This window comes from Corynebacterium sp. HMSC08C04, assembly GCF_001807495.1.
Classification (GTDB): Bacteria; Actinomycetota; Actinomycetes; order Mycobacteriales; family Mycobacteriaceae; genus Corynebacterium; species Corynebacterium simulans.
The window spans coordinates 52,629-70,075 of record NZ_KV789215.1 but is presented as its reverse complement, the minus strand read 5'-3'; the positions used below and the strand labels follow the sequence as shown (position 1 = coordinate 70,075).

The 17,447-nt window shown below is 64.9% G+C and carries 19 protein-coding genes; 9 read left to right on the top strand and 10 right to left on the bottom strand.

The window, feature by feature from the left end; all coding sequences use genetic code 11:
• The first annotated feature begins 12 nt into the window (after positions 1-12).
• Entirely contained in the window at positions 13-1,149 is a 1,137-nt protein-coding gene (locus HMPREF3169_RS07325; protein ID WP_070456038.1) for a GuaB3 family IMP dehydrogenase-related protein, read from the top strand.
• On the opposite strand, the gene HMPREF3169_RS13600 is transcribed toward HMPREF3169_RS07325, so the two are convergent.
• Positions 1,146-1,511: a hypothetical protein gene (locus HMPREF3169_RS13600; RefSeq protein WP_062042182.1), complete on the bottom strand. Its 366-nt coding sequence runs from the start codon at positions 1,509-1,511 to the stop codon at positions 1,146-1,148. The genes HMPREF3169_RS07325 and HMPREF3169_RS13600 overlap by 4 nt on opposite strands.
• A gap of 9 nt (positions 1,512-1,520) precedes the next feature.
• On the opposite strand from HMPREF3169_RS13600, the gene HMPREF3169_RS13520 reads away from it, so the two are divergent.
• The gene (locus HMPREF3169_RS13520) at positions 1,521-1,652 is read left to right on the top strand and encodes a hypothetical protein (protein WP_256374585.1); all 132 of its coding nucleotides are present in this window, start codon (positions 1,521-1,523) and stop codon (positions 1,650-1,652) included.
• A gap of 121 nt (positions 1,653-1,773) precedes the next feature.
• Positions 1,774-3,348 (top strand): glutamine-hydrolyzing GMP synthase, encoded by a 1,575-nt coding sequence (guaA, locus tag HMPREF3169_RS07315; RefSeq protein ID WP_061920626.1) that lies wholly within the window; start codon positions 1,774-1,776, stop codon positions 3,346-3,348.
• Between the two features lie 52 nt (positions 3,349-3,400).
• Here the strand turns inward: guaA and HMPREF3169_RS07310 are convergent, their stop codons facing one another.
• The gene (locus tag HMPREF3169_RS07310; RefSeq protein ID WP_070432347.1) at positions 3,401-4,738 is read right to left on the bottom strand and encodes a DUF2252 domain-containing protein; all 1,338 of its coding nucleotides are present in this window, start codon (positions 4,736-4,738) and stop codon (positions 3,401-3,403) included.
• Positions 4,739-4,919: 181 nt separating this feature from the next.
• On the opposite strand from HMPREF3169_RS07310, the gene HMPREF3169_RS13125 reads away from it, so the two are divergent.
• Positions 4,920-5,075, top strand: a complete 156-nt coding sequence (locus tag HMPREF3169_RS13125) for a hypothetical protein (RefSeq protein ID WP_168162625.1) — start codon at positions 4,920-4,922, stop codon at positions 5,073-5,075.
• Positions 5,076-5,126: 51 nt separating this feature from the next.
• On the opposite strand, the gene HMPREF3169_RS07305 is transcribed toward HMPREF3169_RS13125, so the two are convergent.
• The 6 genes from HMPREF3169_RS07305 to HMPREF3169_RS07280 form a co-directional block, all read right to left on the bottom strand.
• Positions 5,127-6,086: an HNH endonuclease signature motif containing protein gene (locus tag HMPREF3169_RS07305; RefSeq protein ID WP_070456037.1), complete on the bottom strand. Its 960-nt coding sequence runs from the start codon at positions 6,084-6,086 to the stop codon at positions 5,127-5,129.
• 86 nt (positions 6,087-6,172) lie between these two features.
• On the bottom strand, positions 6,173-6,376 hold the full coding sequence (locus tag HMPREF3169_RS13250) for a hypothetical protein (protein WP_061920637.1): 204 nt from the start codon (positions 6,374-6,376) through the stop codon (positions 6,173-6,175).
• A gap of 63 nt (positions 6,377-6,439) precedes the next feature.
• A complete protein-coding gene (locus HMPREF3169_RS07295; RefSeq protein WP_061920638.1) occupies positions 6,440-7,711 on the bottom strand; it encodes an ABC transporter permease in 1,272 nt (423 codons plus the stop codon).
• Complete coding sequence (locus HMPREF3169_RS07290; protein WP_061920640.1) at positions 7,708-8,379, bottom strand: ABC transporter ATP-binding protein; 672 nt, start codon at positions 8,377-8,379, stop codon at positions 7,708-7,710. The genes HMPREF3169_RS07295 and HMPREF3169_RS07290 overlap by 4 nt, the downstream gene beginning before the upstream one ends.
• Positions 8,376-10,001, bottom strand: coding sequence for a permuted SH3 domain-containing protein (locus HMPREF3169_RS07285; RefSeq protein ID WP_070456036.1), 1,626 nt, complete (start codon positions 9,999-10,001; stop codon positions 8,376-8,378). Before HMPREF3169_RS07285 ends, HMPREF3169_RS07290 begins: the two co-directional genes overlap by 4 nt.
• Entirely contained in the window at positions 10,001-11,017 is a 1,017-nt protein-coding gene (locus HMPREF3169_RS07280; RefSeq protein WP_070456035.1) for a PspC domain-containing protein, read from the bottom strand. The genes HMPREF3169_RS07285 and HMPREF3169_RS07280 overlap by 1 nt, the downstream gene beginning before the upstream one ends.
• 112 nt (positions 11,018-11,129) lie before the next feature.
• Here HMPREF3169_RS07280 and HMPREF3169_RS07275 point away from each other — a divergent pair, with 112 nt between their 5' ends.
• From HMPREF3169_RS07275 to HMPREF3169_RS07265, 3 genes are read left to right on the top strand one after another with little or no spacing between them, the layout of a single operon-like run.
• Positions 11,130-12,278, top strand: a complete 1,149-nt coding sequence (locus HMPREF3169_RS07275; protein WP_062035807.1) for an ATP-binding protein — start codon at positions 11,130-11,132, stop codon at positions 12,276-12,278.
• A gap of 2 nt (positions 12,279-12,280) precedes the next feature.
• A complete protein-coding gene (locus HMPREF3169_RS07270) occupies positions 12,281-12,934 on the top strand; it encodes a response regulator transcription factor (RefSeq protein ID WP_062042154.1) in 654 nt (217 codons plus the stop codon).
• Positions 12,935-12,969: 35 nt separating this feature from the next.
• Positions 12,970-14,112 carry a hypothetical protein gene (locus tag HMPREF3169_RS07265; RefSeq protein ID WP_141744831.1) on the top strand — a complete coding sequence of 381 codons (1,143 nt, stop codon included), beginning with the start codon at positions 12,970-12,972 and terminating at the stop codon, positions 14,110-14,112.
• Here HMPREF3169_RS07265 and HMPREF3169_RS07260 read toward each other — a convergent pair.
• Positions 14,109-14,522: a hypothetical protein gene (locus HMPREF3169_RS07260; RefSeq protein WP_070432682.1), complete on the bottom strand. Its 414-nt coding sequence runs from the start codon at positions 14,520-14,522 to the stop codon at positions 14,109-14,111. The genes HMPREF3169_RS07265 and HMPREF3169_RS07260 overlap by 4 nt on opposite strands.
• 58 nt (positions 14,523-14,580) lie before the next feature.
• Between HMPREF3169_RS07260 and HMPREF3169_RS07255 the strand changes: the two genes are divergently transcribed.
• Together HMPREF3169_RS07255 and HMPREF3169_RS07250 are read left to right on the top strand one after the other, a co-directional pair.
• The gene (locus HMPREF3169_RS07255; RefSeq protein WP_246815039.1) at positions 14,581-15,264 is read left to right on the top strand and encodes a hypothetical protein; all 684 of its coding nucleotides are present in this window, start codon (positions 14,581-14,583) and stop codon (positions 15,262-15,264) included.
• The gene (locus tag HMPREF3169_RS07250) at positions 15,261-16,829 is read left to right on the top strand and encodes a DNA polymerase Y family protein (protein ID WP_070456033.1); all 1,569 of its coding nucleotides are present in this window, start codon (positions 15,261-15,263) and stop codon (positions 16,827-16,829) included. The genes HMPREF3169_RS07255 and HMPREF3169_RS07250 overlap by 4 nt, the downstream gene beginning before the upstream one ends.
• Here HMPREF3169_RS07250 and HMPREF3169_RS07245 read toward each other — a convergent pair.
• Complete coding sequence (locus HMPREF3169_RS07245) at positions 16,826-17,446, bottom strand: AMIN-like domain-containing (lipo)protein (RefSeq protein ID WP_070456032.1); 621 nt, start codon at positions 17,444-17,446, stop codon at positions 16,826-16,828. The genes HMPREF3169_RS07250 and HMPREF3169_RS07245 overlap by 4 nt on opposite strands.
• Position 17,447: the final 1 nt, after the last annotated feature.

The following is a 17,447-nucleotide window of genomic DNA, read 5'->3' as shown; positions in this document are numbered from 1 at the left end:
AGGAAAGAGAACATGCGCGATTACGTTGAAATCGGTATCGGCCGTGAGGCACGCCGTACTTACGATCTTGATCAGATCTCCTTGGTCCCTACCCGCCGTACCCGTTCTTCTAAAGACGTCGACACCACTTGGAACATCGACGCCTATACCTTCGATACCCCGCTGGTTTCCCACCCAACCGACGCGTTGGCTACGCCCGAGTTCGTCATCGAGATGGGCAAGCAGGGCGGCTTGGGCGTCATCAACGCGGAGGGCCTGTGGGGCCGTCACGCGGACCTAGAGGCGGCTTTGGTGAAGGTCACCGAGAATCCTTTCGACCTTTCCACGCTGCAGGAGCTGCATGCAGCGCCGCTGAATGAGGAGCTGTTGGCAGAGCGCATCGCACAGGTGCGTGACTCCGGCGTGACCGTCGCGGTGCGTGTGTCGCCGCAGCGCGCGCGGGAATTGGCACCGGTGGTTATCAAGGCGGGTGCTGAGATCCTGTTTATCCAGGGCACGTTGATTTCTGCGGAGCACGTGCAGCAGGGCGGTGAGCCGCTGAACTTGAAGGAGTTCATCGGTTCCATCGATACGCCGGTTATCGCTGGTGGCGTGGCGGATTACACTACTGCGTTGCACCTGATGCGTGCTGGCGCTGCCGGCATCATCGTGGGCTCTGGCGTTAATACCAACGCCGAGACCGTGGGCATCGATGTGCCGATGGCAACCACCATTGCCGACGTCGCTGCCGCTCGCCGCGACTACCTCGACGAGACCGGCGGCCGCTACGTGCACGTGCTTGCCGACGGCGATATCTACACCTCCGCTGACGTCGCCAAGGCGATTGCCTGCGGCGCTGATTCTGTGGTCTTGGGCCCGGTTTTGGCCCGCGCTGCAGAGGCAGGCGGTAAGGGTTACTACTGGCCGTCGACGGCTGGCCACCCGCGTTTCCCACGCGGCGTCATCGAAGCTGCGGACGTGGACCTCATCGCGGCAGGATACGCGCCGTTATCGGAGCCGGAGCAGGTTTCGCTCGAGGTCATCTTGCACGGCCCGTCTAATGAGCCACACGGCCAGCTGAATCTGGTCGGTGGGCTCAAGCGTGCGATGGCTAAGTGCGGCTACACGGATCTGAAGTCTTTCCAGAAGGTTGGCCTGGCAGTACGCTAACCGACCTTTGCCCGACTGCGGCGGTGTGCCTTCCTTGGCACCCGTCGCAGTTTCGGTTTTGTGCCGCGCGCAAGCACCATCGTCTGTAGTACCGAGGCCATGATAATCAGCGCGATGGCCGCGTAGAAGAAGCCGTTCATCATGCCCAGCGAGAGTCCGAGCGCGGCTGCGGCGAGCCACTGCTCGCGGTCCCAGGTGCCGCCGTCGTCGAAAAGCTGCACTGCGAGCGCCGCACCGAGCTGCAACGCCTCGGAACCGTAACCGCAGTGGCGGAAGCTTTGCGGTACACGTACTCCGCTATCTCGCAGCAACTCGCGCACTGCGAACGTGACGTCGGGCGGCGTATCCGGCTTACCGAGCAAGGTGAGATTTTGGCAGAATATGCAGGTCGAATGCTTGCGCTTTCCGACGAAGCGGAGTCCCGCGTCCTCGCCTCGACCTCACTCGTGCGCGGAACTATCCGAGTGACGAGTTTTCAGACGGCAACGTCCGCGCCGCTTTAACCACGGCAACGCAGCACGCGCTCGCCCGCGCGCCAGAGCTCGAAGTGTAGCGGCCACCGCTTCCCACAACGAACTGGGGTACCCGTATTTAAAGGCGGTTCAATGGGCTAGACTGTAGCGCGTGACTAACCCAACCACTACTCCGCGTCCAGTCCTCGTTGTGGACTTTGGCGCTCAGTACGCGCAGCTCATCGCACGTCGCGTCCGTGAGGCCAACATCTACTCCGAGGTTGTTCCCAACTCTGCCACCGTGGAAGAAATCAAGGCCAAGAATCCGGTCGCTCTGATTCTCTCCGGCGGCCCGTCTTCTGTTTATGCGGACGGCGCTCCTTCTCTGAAGCCCGAGCTGCTTGAGCTGGGCATCCCGGTCTTCGGCATCTGCTACGGCTTCCAGGCTATGACCCAAGCGCTCGGCGGCAAGGTCGCCTCGACTGGCTCTCGTGAATACGGCCGCACCGACGTCAACGTTTCCGGCGGCGTCCTGCACCAGGGCCTCGAGGCCACACACAAGGTGTGGATGTCCCACGGCGACTCTGTCTCCGAGGCTCCGGAAGGCTTCGAGGTTACTGCCTCCTCGGCGGGTGCGCCGGTGGCGGCTTTTGAGTGCCTTGAAAAGCGCATGGCAGGCGTGCAGTACCACCCAGAGGTACTGCACTCGCCGCACGGCCAGGAAGTGCTTACCCGCTTCCTCACCGAGGTCGCAGGCCTCGAGCAGAACTGGACCGCAGACAACATTGCGGAGCAGCTCATCGCTGATATCCAGAAGCAGGTTGGTCCGGAAGGCCGCGCCATCTGCGGCCTGTCCGGCGGAGTGGACTCCGCTGTGGCTGCCGCGTTGGTGCAGCGCGCTATCGGTGACCGTCTGACCTGTGTCTTCGTCGACCATGGCCTGCTGCGCGCGGGTGAGCGTGAGCAGGTGGAGAAGGACTTCGTGGCGTCGACAGGCGCAAAGCTCGTCACCGCAGACGAACGCGAGGCGTTCCTTGCCAAGCTCGCCGGCGTTACCGAGCCGGAGGCCAAGCGTAAGGCAATCGGTGCGGAGTTTATCCGTTCCTTCGAGCGTGCTGTTGCAGGCGTGCTTAACGACGCCCCCGCAGGTTCCTCCGTTGACTTCCTCGTCCAGGGCACGCTGTACCCGGACGTCGTGGAGTCCGGCGGCGGTGACGGTACGGCGAACATCAAGTCCCACCACAACGTGGGCGGCCTGCCTGACGACGTCGAGTTTGAGCTCGTCGAGCCGCTGCGTCTGCTGTTCAAGGACGAGGTGCGTGCCGTGGGCCGCGAGCTGGGCTTGCCCGAGGAAATCGTGGCGCGCCAGCCGTTCCCGGGCCCGGGCCTGGGCATCCGCATCATCGGCGAGGTTACTGAAGAGCGTTTGGAGACCTTGCGCGAGGCAGACCTCATCGCGCGTACCGAGCTGACTGCCGCTGGCCTGGACGGCGAGATCTGGCAGTGCCCGGTGGTACTGCTTGCCGACGTCCGCTCCGTCGGCGTTCAAGGCGACGGCCGCACCTACGGCCACCCAATCGTGCTGCGTCCGGTGTCTTCGGAAGACGCCATGACCGCAGACTGGACCCGCCTGCCTTATGACGTGTTGGAGAAGATCTCCACCCGTATCACCAACGAGGTCAAGGACGTCAACCGCGTGGTCTTGGATTGCACCTCCAAGCCGCCAGGAACCATCGAGTGGGAATAGTCCCGCCCGCCCCGCAGCGCTTCGCCGATCTCGGCGGGGCGCTGCGCGCGTTTTAGAGGAATTCGGCGCGAAACGCCTGCCAGTCGGCCTCGTTCTGGTCGGCATAGGCCCGCGCAAACCGGGCGGCGGAGCGCTCGAAGGCGGTACCTTTACCCAGATAGCCCGCGATGGCTAGTCGGTCACCGGTCCGGGCGTGGGCGCGGGCGAGCGTGACGGCGGAGAGCACGGCGACCGCGTTGAGTTCCTCGGCGCTGAGGTCATCGAGATCGATGGAACCCTTGCCATTCCAAAGTTGGCGCACGTAAAAGTGGTGGTCGCCCACCTGCGTCCAGCCGAGCAGGATATCCGCCGTCGCCTGGATGGCGTGCTGGCCCTCGATGACGCGCTGACCATGATGAGCGTACTCGCTTGCCGGGAGATAGGGCGCGAGTGCTGACGGCCGCGCCTCCTTGATTTGCAGCACAAGCGGGTCGTGCTCGCCGTTGCCCTCGAACACCACCATCCACGCACGCAAGCCCACGCTGCCCACGCCCACGACCTTCATCGCTGCATCCTGGTAGCGGTACTGACGCAGCAAGCTGGCTCGCTCTGGTGCGAGCGTGGCGAGATAGGAGCTCAGCGCTTCGCGCACGACGGCATCGGCAAGCTCGCGCTCGGGGCCTTCCACGAGATCACGCAGCGGCACGAGCACCGGCGGATCCGAGATAATGCGGCGTTGCCCGTCGACGACCTCTGTGAGCTTGCCCACCGCACGCTGGCTGTCCTTGGCACGGGCCTTCGCGATGAGCTTGCGCACGCTCTTGACGGACTTCTTGCCCAGTCGTCCACCGAATTCATCGAGTGTCGCCTCCATCTCGAAGCGTGTGTACCACACGTCGAGGTTGCCCATGTCCGCGAAACGAGACATTGCCCGGTGGTAGGCGGCAACGGTGGACTCGACAAGCTCCTCCGGATCAAAGCCTCGCTCGCGCGCGCAAATTTCCACGCTGGTCACCAGTCGCGCAACGTCCCACTCCCAGGGGCCGGGCAACGTCTCATCGAAATCGTTGAGGTCGAAGACCGTGCGCCGATCCGGCGCAGAGAAGAGCCCGAAGTTCGAGATATGCGCGTCTCCGCAGGCCTGGACCGTGATGCCCGAGGTAGCCAACGACGCGAGGTCCGCCGCCATAATCGCCGCTCCGCCGCGGTAGAACGCGAACGCCGACTCCCCCATCCGCGCGTAGCGCAGCGGCAGCAGCTCCGCGACGCGCGCCGGAGCCTGCGCGTGGATGATACCCAAAGGGTCGCGGTCCTCGGCAGGCTGCCACGAGCCGAGGGTACGGCGCGGGGTGTGCTTGCGGGCTGCTTTGCCGGCAGCGCGGCGTTCGGCAGGAGTATGTTGTGGCTTCACGTCGAATCAGCCTAGTCGCGAACGATCGCCTCGTAGAGTTCGCGCGCGGGCGCCGCGGCGTGCGGGCCGGGGGCATCGGCAAGCGGGACGGACACGCGGTTTGGGCGGAGCCTGGACACATGGGTGCTAAACGCCAGCAGCGGGGAGTGGGCGAGGAGCTCGGTGCGCAGTTCATCGCGAAGTGCGCGGTGCCCATCCCGGCAGCCGCAAGCCCGAGCATTTGCGTGAGAATCTCGCCGCCGCCGACATCGTGCTCACCGCTAACGAGGTCGCTGACATCGATGCGGCCCTCGACGCCACCGCCATGTCCGACGTTTTCGGCGGCACGAAAAACTAAAACGGCATGTCGAATGACCCGCCTTTCGGGGCGGGTTGTCGTTTGTGGGGGTTAGTCCACGGTGCAGAGGTAGCGCTTGCCGTAGGGCGTGACGTACCAGTAATTGCCCTCGGCATCGTGGGTATACGAATCCCCGTCGGCCTTGCGTCCGTTATGGAACCGGCACAGCGGCACAAGGTTCGCGACGTTCGTGTCGCCGCCCTTGTTCCGCGGGATGAAATGGTCACGCTCGCACAACAGAGCCGGGGTCACACATCCCGGGTGAATACACTGCGGATGCAGCGCGAACGCCATGAGTGTTTGCTTCTCGTTGAAGATCGGCGTCGACTTAAAGCAATCCACCGGCTCCCCCCAATCAGTCACCAACGTAACGTAGCCGACCTCCGCCAACTTCTCCTGCACAAGCAAACGAGCCGGGCGCACCGTGCCATCCGTGGCACGAATGAGCTTGCCCTCGGCGAGGTACTCCTCATGCTCGTCGAGACGAATAACTACGTGCGCAGCACGGGCTGGGGCCTGAATTTGTTCTCCGTCGGCGACGAACTGTTTGAACCCGTCGAGCAGGTCGTCGCCGGGCAGCGCGCTGAGCATGTCCATCAGCCACGGGTCTTGGGTGTTAATCACCAAACGGTGCCAGCCGTCTTTGCCATAGGTATGGCGGGCGGACTCCACGCGGGTTTTCGGCTTGGCAAGACTCGCGCCGACCTCATCGAGCTTGGTCTCCGCGGTTCCACACAAGGTGATGCGGGCGGCGTTAGGGTCGTCGCAGCGCGCGGCGAGCACCTCGATGCGGGCGAGCACGCGCAGGGAATGACCGGCAGTGCGGGCGGCCTTGCGGGCCTCGGCGATGCCTTTGGGCTTAGTGCGCCAATAGACGGCGGCCAAGGGGTGGATGAACGTGGCGTCGGCGAGCGTCAGGCCGCGGTCGCGGAGTTCAGCCACGGTGAGTCCAGCGGCTTCCTTGAGAGAATCGACGCCGAGAGCAAGGGCATCGAAGATCGAGACGGTCATGCCACGGAGGTTAAGGAGGCGTCGGAAAGCCTGCAACCGATTGTCCAATGTATTTGTCGAACAGGGGTATTCGAACAGGGGTAGACCTAGAGTTGGGCGATGGAGGCGCAAAGCGCGTCGACGTCCTCGTCGCGCGTGGACCAGGACGTGCAGAAACGCACCGCGCGTAGGCCGTCGTGTTCCTCGAAGAACTGGCAGACGTACTTGCTCGAGAGCCCGGCCTCCTGGGCCGGGGTGTTGACCTGCGTGCCGCCCACCATGAAGTACACGGCTGCGGCGGGCGCGAGCACGGAGAGGACGGCGGGATGGGCGGTTTCGTTGTAGTCGTTGCCGAAATGAATTATGCAGCCAGGCTACTCGTAGCGCAGCGCCTCAATCGGGTCGAGTTTTGCCGCTTTGCCGGCGGGGTAGTAGCCGAAGAAGAGCCCGATGGCGAGCGCGAAGAGCAGCGAGACCACAATCGCGCCGAGCGGCGGGAACACGAAGTAGCCCATGAGCGACGAGCCGATCATGCCCGCCACAGAGCCGAGCACCACGCCGATGAGCCCGCCGATGAGACACACGATGATGGCCTCCGTCACGAACTGCAGGCGGATGTCACCCCGCCGCGCGCCGAGCGCCTTGCGCACGCCAATCTCGCGCGTGCGCTCCGTGACGGTAATCAGCATGATGTTCATAACGCCGATGCCGCCGACGAGCAGCGAGATCCCGCCGATTGCCGCAATTGCCGCGGACAACGCCGTGAGCAGCTGGTTGAGGCTCGCGAGGTCCTTGCTGAAGTCGGTGACCTCGACGCGGTATTCCTCGTTGTCGGCGTACATCGAGTCGAAGGCCGCTTGGAGCCGCGCGCCGAGCGCGGCCTTGTCCGTGCCGGGCGCCGCGCGCAGGGACACGGAGGAAAAGGCCTCGCCGGCTAAAGGGGCATCGGAAAGCTGGGCAGCGAGAGTATAGGGCACGAGCGCGTATTCGGCCTCGCCGCCACCGATGAGCGCGCCGGTGTCGGGGGTGTCGTAGACGCCGATGACGGTGAGCTCCAGATCCGTGCCGTCGAGCGGGGCAAAATTCAGTGTCTGGCCCACCGGGTCGGCGTCGCCGAAGAGCTCGGTGGCGGTCGTGGCGGAGAGCATGGTCACGGCACGGTCGGCCGCGATGTCGTCGTCCGTGAGCGCGCGGCCGGTGCGGACGGTGAACTGCGAGGCCGTCACGTAGTCCGGGTTGGTTGGTTTCACCATCACCGCTGAGCTTTCCGATGCCCCCTCCAACTCCAGGTCGCCCGGATACGTGTCGGATTCGCCGATGATGACGCTCTCGACGTCGGGCGCGAGTGCCGTGCGAACCTGCTCGAGCTGTTCGGGGGTGAGGAGGGAATCGGGGTCGTCGACGGAGGATTCGACGTGGTAGTCGGTCTCGCCTTCGTCGGTGCGTTCCTTGACCTGGACCTGGAAGTTATTGGCGCCGACCTTGTCGAGGTCAGAGGTGAACTGGCCCTTGAGCGCGGAGCCGAGGGTGAGGATCGCGATGACGGCGGCAATGCCGATGATGACGCCCAGCAGCGTGAGTAGCGAGCGCATCTTATTGGTGCGCAGCGAGGTGAGCGCCATGCGCAAAGATTCGGTGAGATTCATTTCAGCACCCCGTCCGTCATGGTTACGGTGCGCGAGCACTCGGCGGCAAGCTCCGGGTTGTGGGTAATAAACACGATGGAGGTGCCGCGCTCGCGGTTGAGCTCGTGGAAGAGGTCCATGACGAGGCGGCCGGTCTGGGAGTCAAGGGCACCGGTGGGCTCGTCGGCGAGGATGACCTCCGGGTTGTTGGCGAGCGCGCGGGCGATGGCGACGCGTTGCTTCTGGCCGCCGGAGAGCTCGTTGGGCAGGTGGCTGGCGCGCTCGGACATGCCTACGAGGTCGAGGAGCTCGGCGGCGCGGCGGGCGCGTTCGCGGCGGGGCACGCCGGCGTAGACCATGGGCATCTCCACGTTGGCGAGTGCGGTGATGCGGCCGATGAGGTTGAAGTTCTGGAAGACGAAGCCAAGCTTGTCGGCGCGCAGGCGGGCGAGCGCGTCATCGTCGTAGGTGGAGACGTCCTCACCGCCGAGGAAGTACTCGCCTGCGGTGGGGCGGTCGAGCAGCCCAATGATGTTCATGAGCGTGGATTTGCCGGAGCCGGACTGGCCAATGACGGCGACGAACTCGCCGGGCTCCATCTGAAAGTCGCAGCCGGGCAGGACGGTGATTTCGGCATCGGTGCCTTCGTTAAAGCGCTTGACGATGCCTCGCATGTCGATGAGGCTCATTTCTCTCCGCTCGCTGCGTCGGGCAGGGATGCCTGTTGGCCTACGTCGCCTTCGTGGGCCGCGCCCTGGGTGAGTACGCGGTCGCCGCGGTGGAGGCCAGAGGTGACGGCGGCTTCGAAATCGGTGCGGGTGCCCAATTTCACGTCGCGGCGCTCGATGGTGCCGGAGTCGGAAACGACGAGCACGGCTTTGTCGCCATCGATGAGCGCGCTGAGCGGAACCGTCAGCGCGTCTTTGTCCTCGTGCGTGACGACCTTGACCTTTGCCGTGGAACCTAAACGCAGGCCTTCGCGGTTGCCGTCCACGCGGACTTCGATGGGGAACTCGGCCTTCCCCGAACCCGTGCCGGTGCCGCTCGCCGCCGGTGCGGAGGCCCCGGAGCCGGCGGCCTCGGCGGGCGCGGCGGGGGCGGCGGGGGCGGCGGAGACGGGCGAGATGAAGGACACGGTGCCCGTGTACTCCTTATGCGGCTGGCTGGGGGAGGTGAACGTGACGTGGTCGCCGACCTCGATATCCGCGATGTCGGCTTCCTTGACCGTTGCCTTGACGAGGAGGGACGAGTCATCCGCGATCGCGAGCAGTGGCCCCTCGGCGGGGCGGCCTTGCTGCGCGGTGACGGACGTGATCACTCCATTAAGCGGAGAAAATAGCTGAGAACCAGAGATGTCGAACTCGAGTTTCGCATTGGCTTCCTCGGCGGCGACGCGTGCGCCCGCGGCGGACTTGAGGGCGTGGTTGACGGCCTGGGACTGCGCGTCGATTTGCTGTTGGGCGCTGAGCTCGGCGGCGCGCTGGGCGAGCTGGGCATCGGAAAGCTGGGCGTAGGCAGCGTTGGCGGCGCGCTGTTTGGCACCGACCTCGCGGTCCACGGCCTCGAGCGCGCGGGCGTAGGACTCCTCGGCGCGGTCAACCTGGTTCTGGGCGTCGCTGACCGCGTCATCCGCCTCGGTCGAGGCGAGCAGCGACGTGGCCATGGTGGCGCTGTCTGCGGTGGCCTCGCCAGCAGCACCGAGCGAGGCGAGCGCGGCCTGGAGCGATGCGTTATTCGCGGTGCGCAGCCCAGCGCGGGCCGTGTCTACCGCGGCGGCGGCTTCGGCGACGGAAGGATCTGCGGCGGCGCGGGACTCGGCGACGGCCTGCTGCGCGTCGTCGAAGCTGTGCTGCGCGGTGTCCACGGAGGCGCGGGCGGCATTGACCTCGCCGTTGAGGCCTTGATCCAACGCGTCCTGGAGCTGGTTGAGCTGGAGCTGCGCGTCCTCGACCTGATTGAACGCGCCGACTTCTTCCGCGGCCTGAGCGGCACGCTGACTTTGGAGCTCGCGTTCGGTAGCAGAGGTGTCGAAGGAGGCGAGGCGCTGGTTGGCCGTGACGCGCTGGCCGACCTTCGCGTCGAGCGTGACGATGGGCCCGGTCTGCGTCGTGGCGAGCGAGACCTCGCGGGCGGGTGCGATCGAGCCCGTGGCGGGCACGGACTGCGTGATGTCCTTCGCCGCGACGGTCGTGACATCGGCGGCGGTGAGCACCACGCCGTCGGGGCCGAAGGTGAGGTAGTAGGCGCCGCCACCGCCCACGGTGAGGACGGCGAGGGCGGCGGTCGTGATAGCGATAGTCTTCTTTTTCATTATTCGTGAATAGTAGTAGTGCCAATTCCGTTATCAATAATTAATGTCAGCTTAGCGCCTGGATCTGTGCGTGGAACGCAGTTGCTCTCACCAATGCCGGCGTCGCATTCGATCGCGATGGGCAGGTTGTCCGGCAGGTAGACTTCCGTGGCACCAATTCCGTTGTCGACGGTCACGGTGCGCGGGGAGTCGAGCTCCAGCTCACGCAGGTCGAGCGTGAGCTTGCCGATGCCATTGTCGTAGAGGTCCTGCAGCTCCGCGCCATCGTGCGGGGTAAACCGTACGTCGCTGGAGGTCTCGTCCTCGCTGGTCATGGTCATGGTGAGCACGAAGCCGAGGCCGGCGATGACGGCGGCGGAAATCGCGATGGCCGCAATGACGCCTTCGCGGTGCTTCTTCTTTGGCTCAGGCTGCTTGTAGGGCGCTGGGTCGGGCAGATGCCAGGCCTCGGGCACCGTGCCCAGGGGATCCCAGGACGGTGGGGTCGTGCGCCCCGGCGGAAACGGGTAGCCTTCGACGGGGGTGAAGGCGGACATATCGGGGCCCGGGGTGGTATCGGGGATCGGCGACGCGAGGACGCCGGCGGGCGGGATGGGTTGGTGTTGGTGCAGTCCGTACCAGGCTACGGCGGCGAGGATGAAGATGACGACGGTGGAGAGGGTTTGCTTCTCGCCGAACAGCGGGCCGAAGCCGGCCGTGGCGGCGAAGAGAATGATGAGCCCGATGGCGAGGCTGGATTCGGACTTTGGGCCGTCGGCCTTGCCAAAGAGGTCCTGGACGGGTGCGGTGGCCTTGCCGTAGAGCGGCATGCACATCCATGCCAGGGCGTAGAGCGCGATGCCGCCGCCGAGGACGAGCGCGGTAACAACGAAAGCCACGCGGACGAGGACCGGGTCGATTTGGTAACGCACGCCGATGCCTTCGCAGACACCGGCAATCATGGCATTGCCGCCCTGGTTTCTCGGGATGCGGGGCGGGCGCGTGTCCCACATCTGGTTGAGAGTCGCGGTGTTCATACCTATATCGTGACGCACCGCGAGGTACGCCACCATCGGGGAACGCCCTGATTTTTGAACTTCAGGGTTTACCCCGATCCGCGCGGGGTGCAGCCGTGCGAAGATTAAGCGCATGAGTTCTCCCTATGCTTCGCGCGCGACTCAGCCCGCGTTCCCGACTTTGGCACGTCCCCAGGACGGCCGCGTCGTGGCGGGCGTGGGCGCGGGGGTCGCGGCGCACCTGGGCGTTGACGTGTTGTTCGTGCGTCTGGCCTTGACCGCGTTGTGCGCCTTGGGCGGCCTCGGCGCGTTCCTCTACGCCGGGGTATGGGTTGCGACCAAGCCTGCCGATGCCCCCGCGCCCGCCTCCCGCTTCGACTTCCGGGCTAACTGGTTGCTTGTCTTCATTGCCGTGGCGGCGGTCGTCAGCGCGCTGGCCAGCGGAGCCAACATGCTGCTGCCGCTGGTCATCGTCGGCGCGGGCGCGCTCGTGACGTGGCAAGCCTATGACCGCGGGCTCGAGAACGTATCGAGCAAGCTGAGTATTGCTGCGGGTAGTGTGCTCGTCTTGTCCGGCGTGGTCATTACCATCGCGCGGTGGGACGGCGGCGCGGACTTTATTCCGGCGTTGGCGGCGGTCGCGCTGACCGTTGTCGGCCTCGGCGCCCTCGTGGTGCCGCTCGTGCTCAAGCTGTGGCGCCAGGTGGCGGATGAGGGCGCGGAGAAGGCGGCATCGGAAGCCCAGGCGATCATGGCGGCGCGCCTACATGACTCGGTGCTGCAGACCTTGGCGCTCATTCAAAAACGCGCGGAGGATCCGGCGGAGGTCGCGCGGCTCGCGCGATCGCAGGAACGCGAGCTGCGTGCCTGGCTATTTGACGCCCCCTCGGCGGCGCCGGCGACGGTCTTTGGCGCGCTGGCCGCGGCGTGTGGCGAGGTCGAAGACCTGTTCCCGGTGCGGATTGCGCCGGTGACGGTGGGCGAAGATATCGAGCTTACCGAGCCCACGAAGCTAGCGGTGCAGGCGGCGCGGGAAGCGATGGTCAACGCCAGTAAGCACGCGGGCGTCGATACGGTGGACGTGTATGCGGAAAACTTAGCCGGCGAGCTGTCCATTTTTGTGCGCGACCGTGGCGCGGGCTTTGACCCGAACGCGGTGACCGGGGACCGGCACGGAATCCGGGACTCTATCCGCGGGCGCATGGAACGCGCCGGGGGCACCGCGCGGGTGAACTCGCGTCCGGGAGAGGGCACCGAGGTGGAGCTCACGGTAGCTTTGTAGCCATGGTTTCCGTTTTCCTCGTCGATGATCATTCTGTCTTCCGCGCCGGCGTGCGTGCGGAGTTGGCCGACGCAGGGGATATCGAGGTCGTGGGCGACGTGGGCACGGTCGCCGAGGCGGTCGCGGGGATTGAGTCGGCGCACCCGGACGTGGTGCTGCTTGACGTGCATATGCCGGACGGCGGCGGGTTGGCCGTGCTGCGTGGCGCCCCGGGCCCGGTGTACCTGGCGCTGAGTGTCTCGGACGCGGCGGAAGACGTCATCGCGCTCATCCGTGCCGGCGCTCGGGGCTACGTGACGAAGAATATTTCAGGCCCGGAGCTGGCCGCGGCCGTGCGCCGCGTGCATGAGGGCGACGCGTATTTCTCGCCGCGGTTGGCGGGTTTCGTGCTCGATGCGTTCGCATCGGGTGCGCCTGCCGAGTCGAAGCCCGGTGCGCCGGACGAATCCGTGGACCCGGCGGTCGACGCGCTAACACGGCGCGAGCTCGAGGTGCTGCAGCTGCTCGCGCGCGGTTACACGTATCGCGAAATCGGCGAGCGTCTCTTTATCTCGGTGAAGACGGTGGAGACGCACGCGTCGAATATCTTGCGCAAGACGCAGCAGTCGAATCGTCATCAGTTGACTCGCTGGGCGGCTAGCCATGATCTGGATTAAGTTTTTGCATGCGTCTATCTCTCCCTATTGCTTGCGTGACCCTATCCCTTAGCCTTGTTGCGTGCTCTGCTGCGGGTTCAAAAGATGAGCCGCTCTTTGATCCAAACGCTGCGTCTGACTCCAAGGAACCGGAGTTCAACATGGTTGATTTGTGGAGCGGCGAGGCCGATAAGGACACCGTGGAAGGTGCTGAAGGATGCGCGGATCCTTTCTTTGACCTAGGCGATACCTATGCTGGCTATTACCTGATGCAGCGCAAGGTGGGGCTGGATAGCCCGCGCGGGCATTCCCTCGGAATGGGAGATGATCTGGGGCTGGTGGATAACCAGTTCGACCCGTGCGCGCCGATGAGTTACGCAGTCGTGTCTATCGACGACCGTGTCGGCCGCTACAACAGCGAGGGCAAGTCCGAGCCTTCCCAGGATCAAGGCGAGGCGGTGCTCTTCTTCGCGGGTGAGGATTTGGCTAAAGACTCCGTTATTAAGATTGCCCCGCGCGTCGAGGACGTCGACATCGAGGGCACCGAGGCCACGGTGACCTACGCGGAGGGCCAGAAGGTCTCTTACTCCCTAGATGGTGACAAACTGGTCGTGGGCGATGGCCTGGAGAAGCTGCAATCTGATTATGACGGCTACGACGATGCCTACCTGGATTTCGAGCGCGCATTGCCAGGCAGCGATGGCGGGCGCCCGGTGGGGCTGGGCAACGTGAATGTGAAGCCGTGGGATGAAAACCGCGATGAGTTGGTGCGAGATCAAAGGCCTTTCCGCATTCCTGCCCGCGAGTCAGATTATGTATGCCGCTGGGAGAACTTTTCTCTGGTTTGCGCGGCAGAGGAGGGAACGCCTTTTCCTTCTGAGGCGGACTTTGACTTGACCTCGCCGTCGGATAAAGCCGAGCGGGCGGCCAGCATCCAGCTGACCATGCCTTTCGGTGTTTTCCCGAAGGATGTCGACGATAGTTTCTTCCACGCGGACGAAGCGCTCCAGGATGAGCAGGTTACGGCCGTTGGCACGATGCTTTTTGATACCCGCGGCGATGGCATCACGCTTTTCGACGGCCACGTCGGCATGCGCTTTACCCCCGACGGGCCAAAGAAGGTGCCGGTTGAGCATAGCCTGACCAGGAAATACTGGCCGGACCCGACGGAGCTCGATAGCTTTAACGAAGCTGGCTAGGCATAAGCTAGTTTGCGGGTGCCGTCGACGTGGGGGAATACGAAAAAGGCGGCGCCGGAAATCAGCAGCCAGGTCACGGCCACGCCCCAGACGGGAAGTGCGAAAAGAGGGGCGAGCATGACGGTGAGCCATAGCAGCGTCAGGGGGATGAGCTGGCTGATATTCGGCAGCATCGTCACGTTCTTTTTGTCCGCGTAGGCCCGCAGTTGCGTGCGGTAGGGGTGCAGAAAAACGAGGGTGAAGGCCGCAATGAGAAAAAGCAGGCCAACCCCGATGGCGATGCCGAAGTGGACATCGCTGACCAACACAGCCACGGCGGCGCCGATGAGGAGGGAAGCGCCCAATCGTACCCAGTGTGGGGTGGGGATTGGGGTCTCGAGGTGGCGGATATCGCTGGCATGGGCAGTCATGCCGGTTAACGCTATCACTGCAATTGCAAGAGCGTGGGGGAAGGGCCATAATGGAGGCATGAATCAAACAAGTGTTCGCATGGCGGAGGTGGCCGCGGGGCAGAGTCGCGCGGACCAGATTGCCGCTTTGCGGGCGCAGATGCACAAGCTGGAAGCGCCTCGAATCACCCCGGCAGTGCAGCCAGATGAGGAAGTGGTGGAGGTGCCTTCTTCCCTGGCCAGGCTGCTTCCTGGTGGGGGTCTCGCGCGGCGCAGTGCGGTGTATTGCGGGGAGTGTCCTGCGCTTATCATCGAGCTTGTTTGTCATATTAGCGCACAGGGTGGACACGTCGGCGTCGTCGGCTGGCCGGAACTGTCTCTCGCACAAGTGGCCGAGTCGGGGGATTTGCGCCGCGTGATTGTCGTCCCGGATCCCGGCGCTGAGCCGTGGTCGGTGACGGGAGTGTTGGCGGAAGGCCTCGATGTCGTTATTCACCGCGGGGTTGGGGAAGTCACGCCGTCGAAAGCGCGGCCCGTTCTGGCGAGGATCCGCGGCGGGCAGGCGGCCGTGGTGACGGTGGGCGTGCGACTGCCGGGAACCACCACGGAAATCGAAGCGGAAGTCACCAGCTTCCGCGGGCTGGGGCGCGGAAGTGGGCGCATTAACGGCGTGGATATTGCAGTAAACGTGGAGTCCAAGGGCGTGCGGGCGCGGCGCGGCACGGTGACGTGTGGACAGCGGCGTCGGCTGGAGGCGGTATGAGGGTCGCGGCGCTGTGGTTTCCAGATTGGCCGGTCCAGGCGCTGCGGATGCAGGAGGCGGCGCGGGTAGGTGCAGCGCGGGGAGGCACAACGCGGGAGCGGGCTACAGCTATCGTGGCGCAGCACAAGGTCGTTGTATGCGATGGCCTCGCGCGCCGAGCCGGCGTGCGCCGCGGGATGCGCTTGCGCCAGGCGCAGGCGGTGCTGCCAGAGCTGCGCGTCGAGGAGCTTAACGCGGATCGTGATGGCGCTGCCTTCGCCGAGATTGCCGTCGGTTTGGATGCGGTGGCCTCCTCCATCGAGGTGCTGCGTCCGGGCCTGGTCATCGTGGATGCTGCTGCGGCGGGGCGTTTCCACGGCGGTGAGGACACGGCGGTGCACATGCTTGTCGACGCCGCCTCCCGCGCCGGCCTCGACGCCACCGTCGGGGTGGCAGACGAAATCGCCACGGCGCTCATCGCTGCCCGCCACAATGGCCTGGGCGCGGTGGTGCCGGAGGGCGCTTCGCGGGAGTTTTTGGCGGGCCAGCCCTTAAGCGTGCTGGCCGCAGAGGTGTCTTTGGGCTGTGCGAAAGAAGTAGTAGAACAGCTGCGGCAGCTGGGGATTAGCAACCTTGGTGAGCTGGCGGCGTTGCCGGCTAGGCAAGTAATGACGCGCTTTGGGCAGGCAGGCAGGCGTTGTCATGACATAGCTAATGCCGTCCCGGATAGGCGGGTGGCGCCGGAGCTTGCGCGGCCGGATTTGGTGGTGGAGGTCAGCTATGAAGAACCCTTAGAGCGAGTGGACGCCGCGGCCTTTGCAGCGCGCCAGTTGGCGGCGCAGCTGCACAGCGTGCTCGCGGAGGCAGGGCAGACGTGCGTGCGTTTGCGGGTCGTCGCGGAGTTTCTAGGCGGCGCGGTGCTGGAGCGCGTGTGGCGTACCCAGGAGGCCCTGGATGAAAGCGCAACGGCCGATCGCGTCCGCTGGCAGCTGGATGGCTGGCTGAGCTCGGCGCGGGCGGGCGCGGAAGGCGGCGTCGTCAGGCTGGCGTTGGAACCGGTAGAAACCGCGGCGCCGGAGGGCGAGGGCCTGTGGGGGCAGACGAAGAGCAATGACAAAGCCAAGCGGGTCATCGCGCGCGTGCAATCGCAGCTGGGCGTGGATCGAGTACTGCAGCCGCGGGAGGCCGGCGGGCGTGGGGTGGCAGAGCGCATCGAGTACGTCCCCTACGGCGAGCAGCGCGACCCCGCTCCGCAGGGCAGCTGGCCAGGCCGAATTCCCTCGCCGCTGCCGGCAAGTTTGGCGCACCCTGCCTCGCGCATCCGGCTTCTCGACGATTCCTCCCGCGACGTCTACGTCACCGCCGAAGCGCTATTGAGCGCGGCGCCAGTGGCGTTGAGCTGGGGTAACAAGCGCTATCAGGTTATCGGCTGGGCTGGGCCATGGCCGGTGGATACTGCGTGGTGGGGAGAGGAAGCTCAAAGGCTCGCACGCTTGCAAGTGGTAGGCCAAGGCACGCAGAATCAGCGGGCCTGGCTGCTGGTCTGGGCGGCCGGGCGGTGGAGCGTGGAGGCGTCCTATTGCTAGGTGGCAGCGAGGAAATCGATGACCAGGCGGGTGGGTTCTTCCAGGACCTGCACGGAATATGGGTGGCGTTCCTTTAGGCCAACCACGAACTGGGAGCGGCCTTCGAATGTACCGGAGCTTTTGACCTCGGTGATAAAACCGCCTGCGCCGGGGGTGGAGCCGAGATTGGGATCGGCCATGTCTTTTTCGAAGGGATAAACGGTGCCGTCGATGTTGACGTTGAGAGCCGTGGCGCCTTCATAGTCGATGGCGTTGCCGGAACCCTGCTGCAGAGGCTTGTCTGTGTAGTCGATGAACCAGCCGGGGCTGCCTTCCCCAGTGAATTCGAAGACGACGCGTTCGAAGCCATCGTGATTGCCAACGCGAACATCGGTGACAACCAGCTGGGAAGGCACCGCGGGGCGTTCTGTCTTGCGGCTGAGATTGGTGACGCCAAGCGGGGTTACACCGGCTGGAGCAGAGGTCGTGGGGGCGCCTTCGACAGAGGACGTAGTAGATACCGCCTCTGTGAACGCGAGACTGGATTTATCCTCTGTGTCGCTAGCGCAACTTACCAAAGCTACAGATCCGAGAGTAAGGACAGCGAGAGTAGGCACGAGGGAGGACAATTTCGGCATG

Bases quoted from the DNA above. Each gene is read 5' to 3' on its own strand.
- HMPREF3169_RS07275 (WP_062035807.1), top strand. From the start codon at position 11,130: ATGAGTTCTCCCTATGCTTCGCGCGCGACTCAGCCCGCGTTCCCGACT.
- HMPREF3169_RS07325 (WP_070456038.1), top strand. From the start codon at position 13: ATGCGCGATTACGTTGAAATCGGTATCGGCCGTGAGGCACGCCGTACT.
- HMPREF3169_RS07285 (WP_070456036.1), bottom strand. From the start codon at position 10,001: ATGAAAAAGAAGACTATCGCTATCACGACCGCCGCCCTCGCCGTCCTC.
- HMPREF3169_RS07250 (WP_070456033.1), top strand. From the start codon at position 15,261: ATGAGGGTCGCGGCGCTGTGGTTTCCAGATTGGCCGGTCCAGGCGCTG.
- HMPREF3169_RS07280 (WP_070456035.1), bottom strand. From the start codon at position 11,017: ATGAACACCGCGACTCTCAACCAGATGTGGGACACGCGCCCGCCCCGC.
- HMPREF3169_RS07245 (WP_070456032.1), bottom strand. From the start codon at position 17,446: ATGCCGAAATTGTCCTCCCTCGTGCCTACTCTCGCTGTCCTTACTCTC.
- HMPREF3169_RS07260 (WP_070432682.1), bottom strand. From the start codon at position 14,522: ATGACTGCCCATGCCAGCGATATCCGCCACCTCGAGACCCCAATCCCC.
- HMPREF3169_RS07270 (WP_062042154.1), top strand. From the start codon at position 12,281: ATGGTTTCCGTTTTCCTCGTCGATGATCATTCTGTCTTCCGCGCCGGC.
- HMPREF3169_RS07305 (WP_070456037.1), bottom strand. From the start codon at position 6,086: ATGACCGTCTCGATCTTCGATGCCCTTGCTCTCGGCGTCGATTCTCTC.
- HMPREF3169_RS07255 (WP_246815039.1), top strand. From the start codon at position 14,581: ATGAATCAAACAAGTGTTCGCATGGCGGAGGTGGCCGCGGGGCAGAGT.
- HMPREF3169_RS07290 (WP_061920640.1), bottom strand. From the start codon at position 8,379: ATGAGCCTCATCGACATGCGAGGCATCGTCAAGCGCTTTAACGAAGGC.
- HMPREF3169_RS07295 (WP_061920638.1), bottom strand. From the start codon at position 7,711: ATGAATCTCACCGAATCTTTGCGCATGGCGCTCACCTCGCTGCGCACC.